Genomic DNA, 17,726 nt, shown 5'->3' with positions numbered 1-17,726 from the left:
CCATTCGAAAACAGGCGCAATGGAAAAAGATGAGGAGGCCCACAGGATGGGCTGGACCTCCTCAAAAGCTCTCAGAAGGAGATGCGAGCAAGTATCTGCATCTGTCGCGGAGCGGTGATGGTGTTTGTGGGAACACCAAAGAGTAGACCATTTGGATCTGTGCCAGGTGTGGCCCATGCGTGACGGTTGAAGGCATTGAGTGCCTCGACCTCGAAGATGAAGCTCATGCCCTCACGTATCGGCGTACTTTTGATGAGGCTGAAGTCTTCGTTGAGGAATGGATTCAATCGCATGACAGAAGTTACACGCGGCACGTTGCCCAGGCTATATGCTCCCGTTCCCCGCGCTGTTGAATTGTTCTGATCGATGAAGGCAGGCTGCGTCTGGTTTGCGGCTGATGGTGAACCCTGCGTAGCACCATTGAAGAGGCTGTTAATGGCAGGGTTCGATCGATTTGTCACCGGATTCGTATCGTGAGGACTAATCAATGGATTCAGCTTGTGATTCCGCTCTGCTGCACTCTCTATTGGTGCTCCCGTAAAGCTATAGCGTGTGCAGGTATTCGCACCTGGGATGGCGGAAGCGCACGCAAAGGCGAACGGCGTACCAGATTGATAGCGTTGAATGCCGCCGAGCTGCCAGCCGTTGACGATCGTGTCCACAAAGCGCGGCGCGCTCGAGAGGAACTGTCGACCGCGGCCAAAGGGAAGATCGTACAAATAGCTAAGTACGAGTGTGTGCGGAACATCCTGAATGCTAAGGGCTTTCTCGCCCTTCAGGTTCGTTGGATCCTGCGTGTTCTGTCCTCCTGCGTTGTTGGAGGGGACAGCACTGTCTGCATCGGTCAGGTTCTTCTCCCATGTATAGGAGACGAGGTAGTGCAGGCCATTGTGGAACTGCTTGTTGAGTGAAATAAGCAAAGCGTTGTAGCTACCCTGTCCCTTGTTTTCAAAGCAACAGCCAGAAACGATGTTCTGATACTGCGGGAAGGGACGCAACGCCTGCGCTACCGTTCCAGAAGGGAAAAGAGTTGTGAAGCCAGTAAAAGGAGCAGTGACGCCAACCGTGTTTGTAGCCAGAGCCTGGCTCAGCCCATTCCCAAGCGCGTAGTACTGCTTCGGAATATTGTTAATCGCGCTCAAATTGGATGGGAGACTGTTGTCGCGCTGACCCTGATAGCCGATCGAAAGAATCGTGTCTGATGAAAGCTGCTGTTGTACCTGCGCACTCCACATAAAGATCGTGCCAGGGCGAGCATTGCCCGCGGCGATAAAGTTTCCGCTGACGTTCTGCCCATTAAAGAATCCAGGGTTTAAGTTTGGTGGCGCTGCGAAGGCAGGGAAGCCGCCATCGATCGCAAATGCTGGCGTAAAGTTATTCGAGCTGGTGAACGATGGGGTTGCGGAGAATCCGGTTTGCATGCTGGATCCGGAGTCAAAATACTGCAACGGACCGTAAAGGATGCCACTGCCTCCACGGAAGGTAGTACGGCCTTTTAGGAAGTCTGGAGTATAGGCAAAACCGACACGCGGACCGATATCCTTCTTCCAGGTGCTAAGCCACTTCGAGTTGCAGTTGCACGTAGGTCCGAAGACGAGTGCACCCGGGACGCTATAGGGCGCGTCGCTAGCCGTAGTACTGAAGTTAGAAGTAGCATTCTTGCCTTCGTAACGAGGTGTTTCAATCTCATATCGTAAGCCGAGATTGAGAACAAGATTCTTTGTCACTTTGAAATCATCTTGCACGAAACCGGCATAGTACCAGTGAATCCACTTCGGCACAGAAGCAAAGACTTGCGTCGCTCCGGTCTGCGGCAGGCCAAGGTAAAGACTGGCAAAACCATAGCCTGTGTTGCTGGTCAGCGTAGGTTCGGCTGCGGTCTGGTTATGTGCAAAGCCAAAGCTTGGTGTACCGTACGATGCACTGGTGAGCTGGTAGTATCGTACATCGCCACCAAACTTGAGGTTATGTCGGCCTTTCTGCCAATCCACGGAATCGTTTAACAGAAGGCTGTTGTCAGCACGCCGATTGTTGTTGCCGTTGCCGAGCTGCGTGATATTGTCACCGACAGTCGTAGTGGGGAAGTTGAATGAAGTAATGTTTCCGATGCCAAGTTGGGTGGAATAGTTCACGTTGCCTAGCGCCGCTTGAGCAAAGTTATTACCCAGGGCGCGGTTGGCACCGAAGCTGAGATGGTTCAGTAATGTCGCGGAAAAGATGTGGTCGTAGCCAAAGCGTCCAAAGTGTGTGATGAAGTTCTGCGTGAACTCGTTGGGATCAACCGGGTCCGGTAAAGCGCGTGCTGCACTACGGCGTGTATTCTGACGTGCCGAATAGGAGGCAAAGATTTTGTCTTTTGCTGTGATTGACTCATCAACGCGGAGAGTGTAGGTGGTGTTATTGATCGGATAGGTCGATGCATAGCTGAAGTTCTGCGTCAGCCCAGCTCCCTGTGGTGCAGGGTAATACGCCAGGTAATTTTGACCTACAGCGCTTGGCGTTCCTGTAATGATGTTGCCGGGGAAGGCCGTACGGCATTGCACTCCGCCAACCGTTCGTGTTGTGGATGGATCAAATATCTGGTTTGCATGAATCTGTGTGCCATCGCAGGGATTAATGATAGGGGTGGCAGAACTTCCGGCCGTCAACGGTGCACCGAGAACCTCGGAAAAATCGCCGTGACGCATCTTGTCCGTCGGTACCGTCGAGGTAATCGAGGCCCCGATACTTTGACGGAACTGTTCCCACGAGAAGAAGAAAAAAGTACGATCCTTGCCGTTATAGAAATGCGGAATAACGACCGGCCCGCCAAAGGTGCCTCCATAGTCATTTTGCTTGTCAGCCTGACGCGCATACTTCGCAAAGCAGGCAGGTGTTGCAAATATTCCGACACAATCCACCGAACGAGTGCCATTATTGAACCAGCTATTCGCATCAAGAGCGTCATTCTTGAAGATGTTGTAGGCTGTTCCATGAAACTGATTGGCACCACCTCGCGTAGCGAAGCTGAGTACGCCGCCGGTGGTGCGGCCAAATTCAGCGGAAGGCATAGCCGTAGTGGTCTTGAACTCTTGTAGCGCCTCGATGGAGGGCGCTTCTTCATCAAAATTAGAACCATTGTTGGTGCGGCTCTGGCTGGCACCGTCTAGTAGCACCTCGGCACCAAAATTCTGACCGCCCCCGATTCTATTCAGGCTGACGCCGTTGTTGTTATTGCTCGAGTTGTAAGAGCTCTGCGCGCCAGGGCCGGTGTTGCCTGGTAGAAGGAACATGAATCCTTGCGGCGAGCGTAATGCGCCTACGCCACCGAGCGCAAGAGGAAGATCAGTGATCTCCTTCGAAGAGATCGTACTGCTGATATCTGATGACTCCGACTGTAAGCTCAGCGCATTTGCCTGTACCGAGATAGTCTCTTGTGTTTGCCCAACAGCAAGAGTGACATCTTGCACGGTGACGTTATTTACAGTGACACGCACCCCTTTGTACTGTCCCGTCGAAAATCCCGTCGAAGTAACTGTGACCGTATAGGAGCCAAGTGAGAGCTCCGGAAAGCGGTAGCTGCCGCTGGAACTGGTTACGGTATGGAACTTCTCTCCGGTGCTCTCATTGACCGCATCTACGGACGCATTTGCGATCACGTCGTTGTTGGGGTCGGTTATAGTTCCAGAGAGCGTTCCCTTTACTGATTGCGCATACGCGCTCGGACCTGCCACTGCTGCAACTGCAATCATGAAACTGATCCAGACCGCAAAAAAACAACGTCTACTCGCCTCAAAAACTTGCCACATACAATCTCCAGTCGCGCATTGCCCCGTTCATGAAATTTCATTCGGAGCTGGTTATAGAAACGTCTCGACGCTAGCAGCGCAAAGAGAGAAGAAGCAATGACACCTGAAGATCAATTTGAAATGAGCTTAAAGTACCAGTGCGAACCTGCACCGCTGCTGAGAGAATTGACTCATTGCACACTTGTGACAGAACGAGGCAGACGACGACTAACCCTGGGTCGGGGATAGCCTGTTCTCGAATGCGAGCTACTGTCGAGTAGCTTATAGCGATATTTAGTGGGGGCTTTAGTAACAGCGACAACAAGAGCGACAGGGCGTCCACTCTGATATCTGCATTGCAATATGTTCTGGCTGAACAGAAACCATCATGATGTAGCTAACCATAGCCACTGCGAAAATTCATGTCAAGAGCAGCATTACCCTGCAATCTTGCCGCCAACGGAAAAGAGCTAGACGATAGATACCGCCTAGCTCTTCTCCTGAGCAAAATTACTTACTTTGATTCTGTTTGCCCGATCTGCACAATCATGAAGCTTCCGGGCCTTGCCTTCGGACGTGCTGAAGCGGCTCCAGGCTTGGCCTCTTCAAACTCAGCCGTAGGTAGATAAATCGTGTGAGCACTTGGGTCGATCCCCATGGTTCTCGCGCCGGCAGGCGTCTTCACCACTTGCTCTACTGTGAAGTTGTCTCCTTTTTCACCTGCAACTACAAGCGAACCGTCGCGACAGCTCGCAAATGCTTGTCCCGCGTGGAAGACAACAGCATCGACACCAGCGCCAATTGGCACCGTTGAGAGAACTTTGCCGGTCTCCGTGCTCATCACCACCATTTTTTGGGGGTTACGGCAACCGATGAACAAGCGATGCGTGCTTTTATCCAATGCCATTCCTACAGGATGACCTCCAGGCGCGACTGGCCAGCGAGCTACGACCTTCCTGCTTGGCAGGTCAACCTCTGCCACCATGTCCTTGTCTTCGAGATTGATGTAAATTTTCCCCGTACCATCAGAGGCGAGAAACTCAGGAGCGCCACCCAACTCGATTGGTGGATCTATCTTGCCGCTCTTCGGATTGATGTCCGGCTTAAACGACATCAACATGCCCTTATCTCCCGACACGGCCAAAATGCGTCCAAGTGTTCGATCATAGATGATGCCATCAGAGTCAGGCATAGTGACCAGCTTGCCTAGCACGGCATAGGTCTTCAGATCGAAGATCACAATGGCACCTTCTCCGCCGCCATCGGTGATGAAACCTCGTCCGAGTGAGGGAACGATTGCAACGCCATGTGCAATCTTCTGACCGGGGATATCGCCCAGTACCGCTCCTGTGTTCGCGTCGATAACCATCGTGTGTGTTCCCCGGGGAACAAATAGGCGATGGGTATTAGGATCGACGGTGAGATAGTCCCATCCACCGTTGCCGCCAATGTGCCAGGTCTTTGCAACACCCCAGCTTGTTTGCGCAGCGGACATAAGTGAACCACCGAGCAGCAGTATCGTGAACGACAAAAAGGCAAGGCGTAATCTTTGCACGTTTAATTCTCCTGAACCGAATGTTTAGCGTTAGCAGCCGCACTCTAGCGAGCGCTTTTCCGCTTCCAATGCAAGACATAGCATGCGGACCATTAAGTCTTCCTGAATGTGCCGATGGGAATATGCATGTGTACTAGGTAAGACAAGTAAATGGCGGTTGCTGGTGCAGCAACCGCCATTTACTCTACTCCTCTCCCCGTACGGACCAGCGAACTCCAAACGATGTTGTCGGTTTGTAGTATTCGCGCTGCACAGGATAAATCCCGCTGCCGTTATAGAAACCAAAGACCTCGTTGCTCAGGTTGAGGCCCGAGAATACGAGCTGCAGCCCTTTGTACACACGATAGCTGCCCTGCACGTCGAACTGCGTATGAGGGTAAAAGTAGTTATCGCCAGTAGGCCCCTTCAAGCCCAGGATAGGATCGTCGGCAGGGCCGGTTCCAGCAGTCCATTGATATGCCGCGATACTTGCATCGTTATGGCTGATCGCAAAGCGCCCGGAGAATCGTCTTTTGTCGTAGGTCAGGTTGAAGTTGTAGTCATTGGGTGAATCACGATCGAGAGCTGGCTTGTCCGTCCTTCCACCATCAAAGCCTGCCGGGAAGGTGACCTGTGAAGAAGTATGGCTATAGTTTGCATCGATACCAATGCCGCTGAGCAGTCCAGGAAGGAGGGAAAAGCGTTGCTCCCATTGCGCCTCGAATCCCTGGATATGTGCGCCAGGTCCGTTGATCGACAATGTCTCCTGATAGGTCTTGCCTGTTCCGTTGTAGTTGGGAAGCAGAGTAGCTGTTGGATAGATCGGATCCGAGAGCTGCTTGTAAAACCATCCTCCTCGCAGAACTCCCAGCGGTTGAAAGTAATGTTCAACAAGGATGTCGTAGTTGTTTGCCTTAGTTGGCACAAGGTTTGGATTTCCGGTAGCGATAGTAGGATACGGAGTCTGGTTCGGATCAATAACCGTTGCTGGCACAAGATCGCCAATGTTAGGACGAGCGAGACCGCGCCCATAGACTACTCGCAGGTTGGTGTCCTTCTGTAATTGATATTGCAGCGAGACGCTGGGCAGCACATTGAAGTAGCTTGCATCTCGCCGGATCGGCGTAATAGTCGGGTTTCCATTCGCATCGTACGCTATCTGATTGGCTAGGAAATGAGTGCCGCCCTCGTCAAATCGAACCCCGCCTTGCAGTCTGAAGTTGCCGAAGAAGATCACGTCCTCCAGATAGCCTGCCGATATGCGCTCGTTTGCATTGAAAAATGCCTGTGCAGCGGCAATCGGATCAGGCGTGGTCCCAGTCGAATTGGCAAGCACTGCCTGCTGGATTTTGCTATACGACGAGATGGGACCATACGCCAGTCCGCCGATGGCAAATGACTTGTCGTAGTAGGTTGGATTGGTAGCTGTGCCCAGAACATCCGCCAGCGTAAATCCGCCGACGTTGTCATAGTTGTAGGTGTTCTCAAATTGTGAAGACGAGGAGTTCCTAATCTTTACTCCCATCGAAAATGTGCTTGGATGACCATATACCGTGTAGTCATGGGCCTCTGAGGCCGATCCCTGATAATTCACCTGCGTAGCATGGTATTGATAGTTGACGGACGAACTGACCGTGTAACTGCCAGGATCAAATCCGTTGGTTCCGTCAACTGCTGTCAGCTTCGGACGATAAGGATTCGTCTGATCAGCTACAAAGGTCACATTGCCCAGATCGTTCTTCCCGCTGGCATTTGTTGTTCCGCTGAAGTTGGTGGTTGGAAATGCCTGTCCGCCGATATTATGTCCGCGTGATGCGGCGAATTCATAGGTAATCAAATCTTTTGACAGATCATGACGCGCTCCCGTCAGAAAGCTAAAGACTTGCTGATCAGGGCGACGGATGTAATGGCGGTACTGCCAGTTGCCGGTATTATCGAACTGCACCTGTGTGCCGGTTGCTCCTATCAGAGCACCAGCATTCGGTGTATAGACGGCCACCTCGCCATAATCATGAAAGTCAGCGAAGAGCCCTTTTCCATAGACAGTCATCGTAGGCGTGATCTTGTCGTCTACTCCCAGGTCGAAGCCATAGCGCGTACGGTAGTACTGGTAAGAGCGCATGTCTTCGCTGTTGATATAAGCGACGTTTTTCCCACTTGGTAAAGTGCCAAAGGTTTGGCTCGGCTCGAGATCGTCAATGCCGCGGTTCGTTCGATCCCAGCTTCCTCCGATCAAGAGGCCGAACTTCTTGGTCACTCCCCAACGGCGCCCGACCGTGCCGTCAAAACCGCCGCGCCAGTAGCCGTTCTGCAAAGGATTGTAGCCAGCTGTTCCATTAAAAGCATAGGTCGGCTTTTCTTGCGCGGTTGGTGTTACAAGGTTTACTGTGCCGCCAATACCATCGGCATCCTGATCGGCCGATAATGTCTTATAGACCTCAATACGTTCGATCCCGTTGGCAGGAATCGCATCCATTTTGATGTTGCGTACTGTTACTTCAACGGACGGAACATTCACTCCATTGATCGTAAGGTTATTCAGGCGAGGCTCCGTTCCACGAATCTGCACATACTTGCCCTCGCCCTCATCACGCTCCAGTGAGACGCTGGGAAGACGGCCCACCGCGTCGGCAACATTTGTGTTGGGTAAGCTGGTAATCACGCCGGCTGGCTCAACTTGCACGATGTTTGGTGACATTCGTTCCACATTGACGGCTTCGGCCTGGCCTTGCAGACGCCCCGCAGTGACCATAACCGTATCGCTTTTTAATCCGATCTTGAGCGCCGCAATCACACTGGTGGCTACGCCAGGTGCAACGTTGACAGTTGTCGTATACGGTGCAAAGCCTACGTATGAGGCCGTGAGCGTATATCTGCCTGCAGGCAGATTCGAGATGCGGAACTGGCCCTGATTATCAGTGGCCGCCTGTCTCTCTGAGGGTTCTACGATGACCTTGGCGCTGATCAATATGGAACCGGAAGGATCCTGGACAGTTCCAGTGATCGATCCGTTGCCCGTTTGTGCCGCGATGGTTGGAGCTATCGCCATGCCTGACGCTATGATCGTCGCCAAGAGGCACCGAAGTCTGTTAGTCATTCCTATCCTCCGAACCGTAACAAGCCCTCTGCACCCACTTGAAAGGGCGCTGATAGCGAAAAACTGTTGCGGTTATGTTCGAAGGTAGGTTGCGGATACTTAACCCAAACTGAAGGAATAGCGTCGTTAACCTTCATTTAATATTGCGCTTCAATATTTCATGCAGCGTTAACTTTGAGCCTGAATTTAAGCCAAATTCATCACATAAATCGTTGATCCCTCGAGGCCAATTCGAGCTTTGATCAGTGATCCAAATTCTTCAGAGTGACAGGCGATGGGCGCATCGTTTTCAACTGTCCTACTTTGTAAGTCCGGAGAGAAACGCTTGTTGGACGCGGTTAAAGCTGCGCCCGCGCAGGACTGCCGCTACGATGGTGCGCGTGGCGCGTGCATCGCTGAGGCGGACATAGCGGCACGATGCATTATGTTCAATCGCCATCTCGGGCACAAGCGAGACGCCCACACCTGCAGCAACCATGCCGAGCAGGCTGCTGAATTGGCCACTCTCAAAGACAATACGCGGCGTGACCCGTGCGCGAGTGCAGGCAACTACACTGAGATCGCGGAAGCAGTGTCCGTCGCGCAGCATGACAAATGACTCGCCGCGAAGATCTTTGAGTGCGAGCGATCTCTGGCTGCCACGCGGATGGTCTTTGGGAAGTACAGCGAAGAGTGGTTCGGTGCGAAGCGGGAAAAGCTCGAACTCCTTGTGACGCAATGGCAGCGCGAGAACAGCGAGATCGATTGAGAGGTTGCGCAGGCTTTCAACCAGCACCGGCGTGGTCTCTTCGACGATGCGTAGTCGCGCTTCAGGATATTTTTTTGCAAACGACGCCGTGTAGCGTGGTAGCAGATAAGGCGCAATGGTGGGAATGACGCCTGCTGCAACGCTTCCACTGATATCGCCGCGCTTGTCTTCAACGCCAGTGCGCGCAGCCTCCATCTGATGCAGAATGGAGCGTGCATGCGGTAGAAAAGCACGCCCAGCCTCGGTAAGCCGGATGCTGCGGCCAAGTCGGTCAAAAAGTTTCGCGCCTAAATCTTCTTCAAGCTTAAGAATCTGTTGTGAAAGCGAAGGCTGTGCAACATGACAGCGCTCGGCAGCGCGGCTGAAGCTGCCGGTTTCGGCGATGGCACAAACGTAACGAAGTTGATTAAATTCCATAGTGAATACCTATGCTCTGAATGGGAACTATGTATTGGAGCAATATATCTCTATGATGCTACATTGCTATTGTCGAGACAAAACGCGGATATCTGAGTTGTTGAGATTTCGAGTAAATCCGACGGAGTGTGCGATACGTCACGCAGACTGAGGAGAAATATGGCAGACGAAAAAAAGACATCGACTGAAGCGAAGTGCCCATTCCATCACGCCGCAGGAGAAGGCACATCGAACCGTGACTGGTGGCCAAGCCAGTTGAATTTGAGAATCCTGCATCAGCACTCCTTGCTGTCCGATCCGATGGGCAAAGACTTTAACTATGCCGAAGCCTTCAAGACTCTTGATCTCGAAGCTGTAAAGAACGATCTTCGTGCCTTGATGACCACCTCGCAGGACTGGTGGCCCGCAGACTTCGGTCATTATGGCCCCTTGTTTATTCGCATGGCATGGCACAGCGCTGGAACATATCGCATCGGCGACGGCCGCGGCGGCGCGGGAGCTGGCCAGCAGCGCTTCGCTCCGCTCAATAGCTGGCCTGACAATGTCAGCCTCGATAAGGCGCGTCGGCTGATCTGGCCGATCAAGCAGAAATATGGCAACAAGATCTCGTGGGCCGATCTGATTATCCTTACCGGCAATGTTGCTCTTGAATCAATGGGTTTCAAAACCTTCGGCTTCGCAGGAGGCCGCGAAGACGTTTGGGAACCGAACGAGGATGTCTACTGGGGAACTGAGACTACATGGCTCGGTGGCGACCTTCGCTATCGTAAGGGAAAGAATGATGACGAGGGTGTGCTCGTTGCCGACAAGGAACTACATGGCACAGAGGAAGATCGTACCGGAAGCGGAGCGAAGGAGCGCAACCTGGAGAATCCTCTTGCAGCAGTGCAGATGGGCCTGATCTACGTTAATCCGGAAGGCCCGGATGGCAATCCCGACCCCGTTGCCGCGGCTCACGATATTCGCGAGACCTTTGCTCGCATGGCAATGAATGATGAGGAGACTATCGCGCTGATTGCAGGCGGCCATACCTTCGGCAAGACTCACGGTGCTGGTCCTGCATCCAATGTGGGCCCCGAGCCCGAAGCCGCTGGCCTTGAGGAACAGGGTCTCGGCTGGAAGAACAGCTTTGGTACCGGCAAAGGAGGCGACGCAATCACAAGCGGCCTTGAAGTCATCTGGACAACCAAGCCAACAAAGTGGAGCCACGACTTCTTCGAGCATCTGTTCCGCTACGAATGGGAGTTGACTAAGAGCCCAGCCGGTGCAAATCAGTGGAAGCCGAAGGGAGACGCGGGCATCGATACTGTGCCTGATCCGCACGACCTGTCAAAGCGCCGCTCACCTTCAATGTTGACTACAGATCTCGCTCTGCGCTTCGATCCTGACTATGAAAAAATCTCGAGGCGCTTCTACGAAAATCCCGATCAGTTTGCCGATGCCTTTGCCCGCGCATGGTTTAAACTGACGCACCGCGACATGGGGCCGCGTGCACGCTACCTCGGTTCGGAGGTTCCTGACGAAGTGTTGATTTGGCAGGATCCTATCCCCGAAGTCGATCACAAACTGGTGGACGAGCAAGATATCGCTACGCTCAAGAGCAAAATTCTTGCCTCCGGACTGACAATTCCGCAATTGGTTTCGACTGCCTGGGCATCGGCATCCACCTTCCGTGGCTCCGACAAGCGTGGCGGCGCGAATGGCGCTCGCATCCGTCTCTCTCCGCAGAAAGACTGGAAGGTCAACCAGCCTGAGCAATTGGCAAAGGTACTGAAGACGCTTGAAGGCATTCAAAGTGAATTCAACGGCAAACAGACCGGTGGCAAAAAGATCTCGCTCGCCGACCTGATTGTCCTGGCTGGCTGCGCAGCTGTGGAGCAGGCGGCAAAGAACGCGGGCCTCACTGTGGCCGTTCCGTTTACTCCGGGACGCATGGACGCCTCGCAGGATCAGACCGATGTGGAATCCTTCGCTGTGCTCGAACCTCGCGCCGACGGCTTCCGTAACTACCTCAAGGCGAAGTACAGCGTTTCATCGGAGACGTTGTTCATCGACAAGGCCCAGTTACTAACGCTGACCGCACCTGAGCTGACAGTGCTCGTGGGTGGTCTGCGGGTCCTCGGCGCCAACTTCGAACAGGCAAAGCATGGAGTCTTTACCAAGCGGCCAGAGACATTGACGAACGACTTCTTCGTCAACCTGCTCGATATGGGGACAGAGTGGAAGTCGGTCTCAGATACTCAAGACGTATTTGAAGGTCACGATCGTAAAACAGGAGAGCTCAAGTGGACCGGTACCCGCATCGATCTCCTCTTCGGTTCAAACTCCCAGCTTCGAGCACTCTCCGAGGTCTACGGAAGCTCGGATGCACAGCAAAAGTTTGTGCACGACTTTGTCGCAGCCTGGAACAAGGTGATGAACCTTGATCGTTTCGATCACGCGTAATCGTCTTGGGCAGGTTAGTCCTGCACGGCTCGAAGTTTAACTGAACTCTGGAGCCCCGGTTTCATTTGAGCTTCGAGCCGTTTGTATTTACAAGAAAGCAATAACACTTCTAATCGCTTTCTCAAGCTGTCATCGTTTGCTGAAGAGCAGGGCGTCGCCATCGGCCATAGAGATGAGGCCATCGTTGGGATAGATGGAATCGACGTTCTCTTTTGTGATGAGCTGATGCTTAACGAAGGTCGCGGGGGGGATGTCTTTCCCCTGCAGCTTATCAAGAGCAAGCGAGATGACAGCCTCTCCATACTGTTCCGGAAAATAACTTACGGAACCTACGAGACGAGAGCGAGGTTGCCTCAGCTCACGCCGCGCCTCAATGCTTGCATTCTGTCCTACAGCAAGGCAGTGCTCTTCGCGACCTGCCTCTTCAAAGGCACGCAATGCGCCAAGGCAGCTGGGATCGTTCATTCCACCGATCAGTACATGATTAGCCTTGCTCTTCCTAAGATGTTTACGCATCACATCCAGGCTGATCTCGTATTGTCCATTTCCATTGATGAAGCGGACCCGCTGCTCAGGAAGCTTCGGTAAAACCTCACGTATGCCAGCGAGAATGCCGGTAAGTCGCGAACGGGGAAGTGGGCCTGCCATAGGAAGTTCAAGCAGGATAACTTCGTCGACTGCTCCACCCCAGCGGCTCAGACAGGCTTGGGCAAGCGCGTGACCGCCGATCAGCCCGGCACGGTAGTTGTTCGCGCCATAGTAGTGCGCTCCTGGGTGAGGAATATCGATCGCAATAATAGGAATGTCGGCTTCAATGAGCTTTGAGGCAACGATAGAGGCGCTCTGTTGATTAGTCTGAAACTCAATAACCAGATCAACACGTTCACGTACGAACGTCTCTGCGTTGCGCACCGCGGCCTTCGGGCTATAGCGATTGTTGAGCACCAGCAGATCGACTCCGGCGTCGTAGGCACTGCTGCAAATGCTTTCTGAGACCAGGCGCGAGAAAGAGAACTCTTCGCTTTGCGAGGCATAGCCCAGGCGAAACTTCTTCGGGTGCCACTGTGTCATGGTGAGCCGGTAGCAATTCTTCTCGCGGCGCTCCAACATGCCGCATGCGACGAGGGTCGACAACATGCGGTAAGCAGTAGGTTTGCTGAGATCACTCCGAGCAGCAATCTCATTGAGGCCAAGTGTTGCCCGATGGCGATCAAAACATTTGAGAATAGTGCATGCGCGAGCGACAGACTGAATGGTGTAATCGGGATGCTCCGCCGGGAGTGGGGCAGCAGGCTCTTTTGTGCGCTTCTTCTTCACTCGATCACTCCAGCTTAGCCCCCAAGACTATTCTAAATAGAATTTCATATTGTGAAAATAAAAGATACAAGTGCTACTTCAGTTTGATCTTGGGATTTAAGTGCATGTCTATTGCAAATTTGAAATTTTGGCATATTGCGCCGATATTTTAGGCAATCTTGTCATTTCTTAAAATTTCATATTATGAAATATCGCCAAATTCCAAAAATATTATCGCTAGTCTTCTTTGCAAGCTTTAGTCTGCGCTCGATCCTGATTTGGCCTATGCCATTTATGGTGCCAAAGGGGAAGAGCAATACTGCTCACAAGGGAGAAGAGAATGACGAGATTGCCAAAGTGGGTCCTGTTCGCACTGGTCTGTATGTTCACGAGTTCCTGCATTGTCTGCGCGCAGGATGCGACCAAGCCCGATGAGGTGAAGGTTGATTGGGCAAAGGTGGTTCAATTGTCGAGATCAACCCCCACCCTGCAGGTGGTGGTGAATCCGCAGCTTCTTCGTGGAGCTAAACTCCATGACTCTTCGTTTGCGGCGTTGCACATGCTGGGCGCGGACTATGTGCGATATGTTCCATGGCTCCCCTATCCGCGGCAGGCAGTAGCAGAGTTGAGTGCACCTGCCAACGGCAAGACGTCGTGGGACTTCTCTCACATCGACCCGACGCTCGACGACTTTATGCAGGCAACGGCAGGACATTCGGTCATCCTCAACTTCAGCACGATCCCGGCTTGGATGTACAAGACCGAAAAGCCTGTCACCTTCCCCGACGATCCAAATCAGGTATTCTGGGATTACACGCAGGGCACAGAGCTTCGCGATCCATCGATGAAGGAGGTCTCGGAGTACTATGCGCGGCTGCTGAGCTGGTATACCAAGGGCGGCTTTACCGACGAGTATGGCAAGCGATGGGAGTCGGGCCATCACTATAAGATCCCATACTGGGAGGTGCTCAACGAGATTGAGTTTGAGCACCACTGGACTCCGCAGGAGTACACCAGGTTCTATGACACGGTGACAGCGGCGATGCGAAAGGTCGACCCGAATATTAAGTTCGTTGCATTGGCACTCGCAAACCCGAGCAAGCATCCTGAGATGTTTGAATATTTTTTGAATCCGGCAAATCACAGGAAAGGCGCTCCGCTGGACTTTATCAGCTACCACTTCTATGCGTCCCCAACACCAGACCAGAACCTCGATGACTGGCAGTACACCTTCTTCGATCAGGCGGACGGTTTCCTGAATACAGTGCGCTATGTCGAGGAAATTCGTAAGCGCTACTCCCCATCGACAAAGACCGATCTTGATGAGCTGGGAGTAATTCTGACGGAGGATGAAAAGGAGATAAGCCACCCTGGCTACGTGGCCAAGCCTGAGCCACAGGGATACTGGAATCTTGATGGAGCGATGTATGCCTACATCTACTCAGAGGCTGCAAAGATGGGCATCGACGTTCTGGGAGAATCGCAGTTGGTAGGTTATCCATCGCAGTTTCCCAGCGTAAGCATGATGAACTACAACACAACCGACCCGAATCCACGGTTCTGGGTGCTCAAGCTGCTCAAAGATCATTTTGGCCCGGGAGATAAATTGGTAGAGACAACCAACCCCAGTCGATCGATCTACGCGCAGGCCTTTGCTTCTAGCCATGGCAAGATGCTGCTGGTTATCAATAAGCGTAATCGCGCAGAACAACTTGCATTGCCGACAGACGCCGAAGGAGCCACTGTATCTCTGGTTGCACCCTCGACCGGCGATCATGCACCAGCTCAGGAGACTCTGTCAGACCATGTTCTTTCCTTACAACCGTTCGAAGTTGCTGTGGTGCAGTACAAGTGATCGCTCGGGAGGAACAGCGTGCAACGAATCGCCTTTCAGTTACGAATTAAGGCAGGCAAGATCGCAGAGTACGACGAAGCCCATCGACACGTATGGCCGGAGCTTATGACGGAACTCGAATCGTTTGGCGTCTCTGAGTACTCCATCTTTAGGCGCGACCAGCAATTATTTCTCTATATGCAGGTAGTTGATTATGACGAATTGACGAAGTGTCTTGAAACCAGCCCGGTGAATCTTCAATGGCAAAAGATGATGGCTCCACTCTTTGAGCCTGTTCCCGGCCTTCGCCCCGGAGAGAAGCAAGCGATGATGATGGAGGTCTTCTTTATGAAGGGAAGAGCAAAGACGCAAGATGCGGATGCAAGAGAAGACGAAATATGAATAACAATTACAAACATCTGCGGGTGGGATTGTTAGGTCTGGGGCTCGAGGCCTACTGGGAACAATTTGACGGCCTGGAGGCAAAGCTCCTGGGATATCTGGCCGAAGTAGAACAGCGTATTACTCGACCGACACGCGAGGTTGTTAATCTTGGTCTAGTTGATACGACGGCAAAGTCGGTCGAAGCAGGGCACTCCTGCCGGCGCAATGATATCGATATCCTTTTGATTTATGTGACCACTTATGCACTCTCGGCAACAGTGCTCCCAGTGATCCTGCGTGCAAAGGTGCCGGTAGTTTTCCTGAACCTGCAGCCTGCTCCGGCAATTGAGTACGAAAGCTTCAATCAAATGACTAGCCGTACGGCAATGACAGGAGAGTGGTTGGCGCACTGCAGCTCATGTCCTATGCCAGAGATCGCCAATGTCCTAACGCGTTTAGACATGAGCTTTCATCAGGTAACTGGAATGTTGTATGACGATCCGGAGTGTTGGAATGAAGTCGAGGAATGGCTTCGTGCAGCAGAGGTCGGAAGTGCTCTCGCCCATAGCCGACTGGGACTCATGGGACATTACTACAGTGGCATGCTCGATATTGCCACCGACTTGACACAGGTAAGTGGCCGCTTCGGCATTCAGCTAGAGATGCTCGAGGTGGATGAACTCAGCCAGATGCGCACTGATTCCGCGGAGAGCGCGGTTCAGGAAAAGCTTCACGAGTTCAGAGAGTTTTTCGACGTCGATGCGAATTGCTCGCCGGTTGAGCTTGCAGATGCAGCGCGAACCGCTGTAGCGCTGGACAGATTTGTCTGCAATCACGATCTCGACCTGATGGCGTACTTCTACAAGGGTAGCGGCATCTCTGAAAACGAAGCTACGATGAGTTCGATCATTCTGGGAACCTCAATGCTTACGGGACGAAACATTCCTGTTGCCGGAGAATACGAGGTGAAGAATGTCATTGCGATGAAGATTATGGACCTTCTCGGCGCAGGCGGATCCTTCACGGAATACTACGCAATGGACTTTGCATCGGACCTTGTTCTGATGGGGCACGATGGGCCAGGCCACATTGGAATCGCTCAGGGCAAGATCAAGGTGCGTCCCTTGCAGGTGTATCACGGCAAAGTAGGCAAAGGGTTGTCGGTAGAGATGTCCGTGAAGCATGGACCAGTCACTCTGCTTTCCGTCGTAGAAGATAGGGCCCGTGGCTTCAAATTACTTGTTGCAGAGGGTGATAGCGTGGCTGGCAGGATCCTTGAGATCGGCAACACAAATAGCCGTTATCGCTTTCCGCAGGGAGCGCGACGTTTCGTTGAGCAATGGAATGCCCAAGGGCCTGCGCATCACTGTGCTGTCGGGGTTGGACATCTCGCAGCGCAACTCGAAAAAATCGCATTGTTTCTTAATCTTGGATTTGCCCGAATCCAGTGAAGTTCTTCAGCGCGGCTTTATGAATCTTGTTCGTTTCCTGAGAGGAGATAAGCATGTCGCCAATTACAGAGGCCAAAATTTTAACGAAGTATCGTGCCAGGGAGAGTCGAACTGATAGAGCACGACGCTTGCAACCTGATCTGGATCGCGAGTATATAGTTCCCATTTTATTGAAGTCCGTTCAGGTGCTCGATCTTCTCGGAGAGGTGCCAGGGGGGATGCGGATCGAACAGATTCATCAAGAAACCGGAATTGCAAAGACGACAGTCTATCGAATTGTTAGAACTCTTGTGGTGAGTGGGCGCCTCTGCCATGCGAATAATGGAGCCTATGCGATCGCAAGAAAGCTGAACGCTGAATTCGACTCTTCGTCGTGTTCCTCTGACTCACTTTATCGAAATCAGGTCGAGATAGCTTAGAAATCGATTCATCATCGGAAACAGGGAAGAGAGCAGTCAGAAAATTGATCTTGCTCTTGCAGAATATTCCGGAATCCAGAGTAAGCATGTGGTCCGACCTCGACATGCTAAGTGTCTTCAAACTGCACTTCACGACATCTCCTAACTATCCATTCGCTTCTATCCAAGAAGGCTTTGGGCTGAGATGCGACTTACCGTAATACGGGGTCTATAGATGGCGTTTTGTTATATTGCGTGCAACTGACGGCATTGAGTGCTTACACGCTGATGACGGACGAACTGTAGCAGTGGTCTGACAGCTTGATCGTTGCCAAATGGATTGCGGCTTCCGTAG

The 17,726-nt window shown here is 52.5% G+C and carries 10 protein-coding genes; 5 read left to right on the top strand and 5 right to left on the bottom strand.

The genetic code is table 11. The annotated features are described in order from the left end of the window. Positions 1-71: 71 nt before the first annotated feature. The 4 genes from IEW09_RS08470 to IEW09_RS08455 form a co-directional block, all read right to left on the bottom strand. On the bottom strand, positions 72-3,731 hold the full coding sequence (locus IEW09_RS08470) for a TonB-dependent receptor (RefSeq protein ID WP_188553727.1): 3,660 nt from the start codon (positions 3,729-3,731) through the stop codon (positions 72-74). Between the two features lie 550 nt (positions 3,732-4,281). Beyond that, the gene (locus IEW09_RS08465) at positions 4,282-5,262 is read right to left on the bottom strand and encodes a YncE family protein (protein WP_188553726.1); all 981 of its coding nucleotides are present in this window, start codon (positions 5,260-5,262) and stop codon (positions 4,282-4,284) included. Between the two features lie 244 nt (positions 5,263-5,506). Next, positions 5,507-8,350: a TonB-dependent receptor gene (locus IEW09_RS08460; protein ID WP_188553725.1), complete on the bottom strand. Its 2,844-nt coding sequence runs from the start codon at positions 8,348-8,350 to the stop codon at positions 5,507-5,509. Between the two features lie 346 nt (positions 8,351-8,696). Then, positions 8,697-9,563, bottom strand: coding sequence for a LysR family transcriptional regulator (locus IEW09_RS08455; protein WP_188553724.1), 867 nt, complete (start codon positions 9,561-9,563; stop codon positions 8,697-8,699). A 159-nt stretch (positions 9,564-9,722) separates the two neighbouring features. Here IEW09_RS08455 and katG point away from each other — a divergent pair, with 159 nt between their 5' ends. After that, the gene (katG, locus tag IEW09_RS08450) at positions 9,723-12,008 is read left to right on the top strand and encodes a catalase/peroxidase HPI (RefSeq protein WP_188553723.1); all 2,286 of its coding nucleotides are present in this window, start codon (positions 9,723-9,725) and stop codon (positions 12,006-12,008) included. Between the two features lie 129 nt (positions 12,009-12,137). Here the strand turns inward: katG and IEW09_RS08445 are convergent, their stop codons facing one another. Then, complete coding sequence (locus IEW09_RS08445; protein ID WP_188553722.1) at positions 12,138-13,325, bottom strand: substrate-binding domain-containing protein; 1,188 nt, start codon at positions 13,323-13,325, stop codon at positions 12,138-12,140. 319 nt (positions 13,326-13,644) lie between these two features. Between IEW09_RS08445 and IEW09_RS08440 the strand changes: the two genes are divergently transcribed. The 4 genes from IEW09_RS08440 to IEW09_RS08425 are packed head-to-tail and all read left to right on the top strand — an operon-like array spanning position 13,645 to position 17,392. After that, entirely contained in the window at positions 13,645-15,159 is a 1,515-nt protein-coding gene (locus IEW09_RS08440) for a GH39 family glycosyl hydrolase (RefSeq protein WP_229739194.1), read from the top strand. An 18-nt stretch (positions 15,160-15,177) separates the two neighbouring features. After that, complete coding sequence (locus IEW09_RS08435; RefSeq protein ID WP_188553721.1) at positions 15,178-15,540, top strand: L-rhamnose mutarotase; 363 nt, start codon at positions 15,178-15,180, stop codon at positions 15,538-15,540. Continuing rightward, positions 15,537-16,973, top strand: a complete 1,437-nt coding sequence (locus IEW09_RS08430) for an arabinose isomerase (RefSeq protein ID WP_188553720.1) — start codon at positions 15,537-15,539, stop codon at positions 16,971-16,973. The genes IEW09_RS08435 and IEW09_RS08430 overlap by 4 nt, the downstream gene beginning before the upstream one ends. Positions 16,974-17,026: 53 nt before the next feature. Beyond that, positions 17,027-17,392 carry a helix-turn-helix domain-containing protein gene (locus tag IEW09_RS08425; protein WP_188553719.1) on the top strand — a complete coding sequence of 122 codons (366 nt, stop codon included), beginning with the start codon at positions 17,027-17,029 and terminating at the stop codon, positions 17,390-17,392. The last annotated feature ends 334 nt before the right edge of the window (positions 17,393-17,726 follow it).

Source organism: Edaphobacter dinghuensis, from assembly GCF_014640335.1.
Lineage (GTDB): Bacteria > Acidobacteriota > Terriglobia > Terriglobales > Acidobacteriaceae > Edaphobacter > Edaphobacter dinghuensis.
The sequence above is the reverse complement of the archived record's forward strand: the minus strand, read 5'-3'. Positions and strand labels throughout refer to the sequence as shown.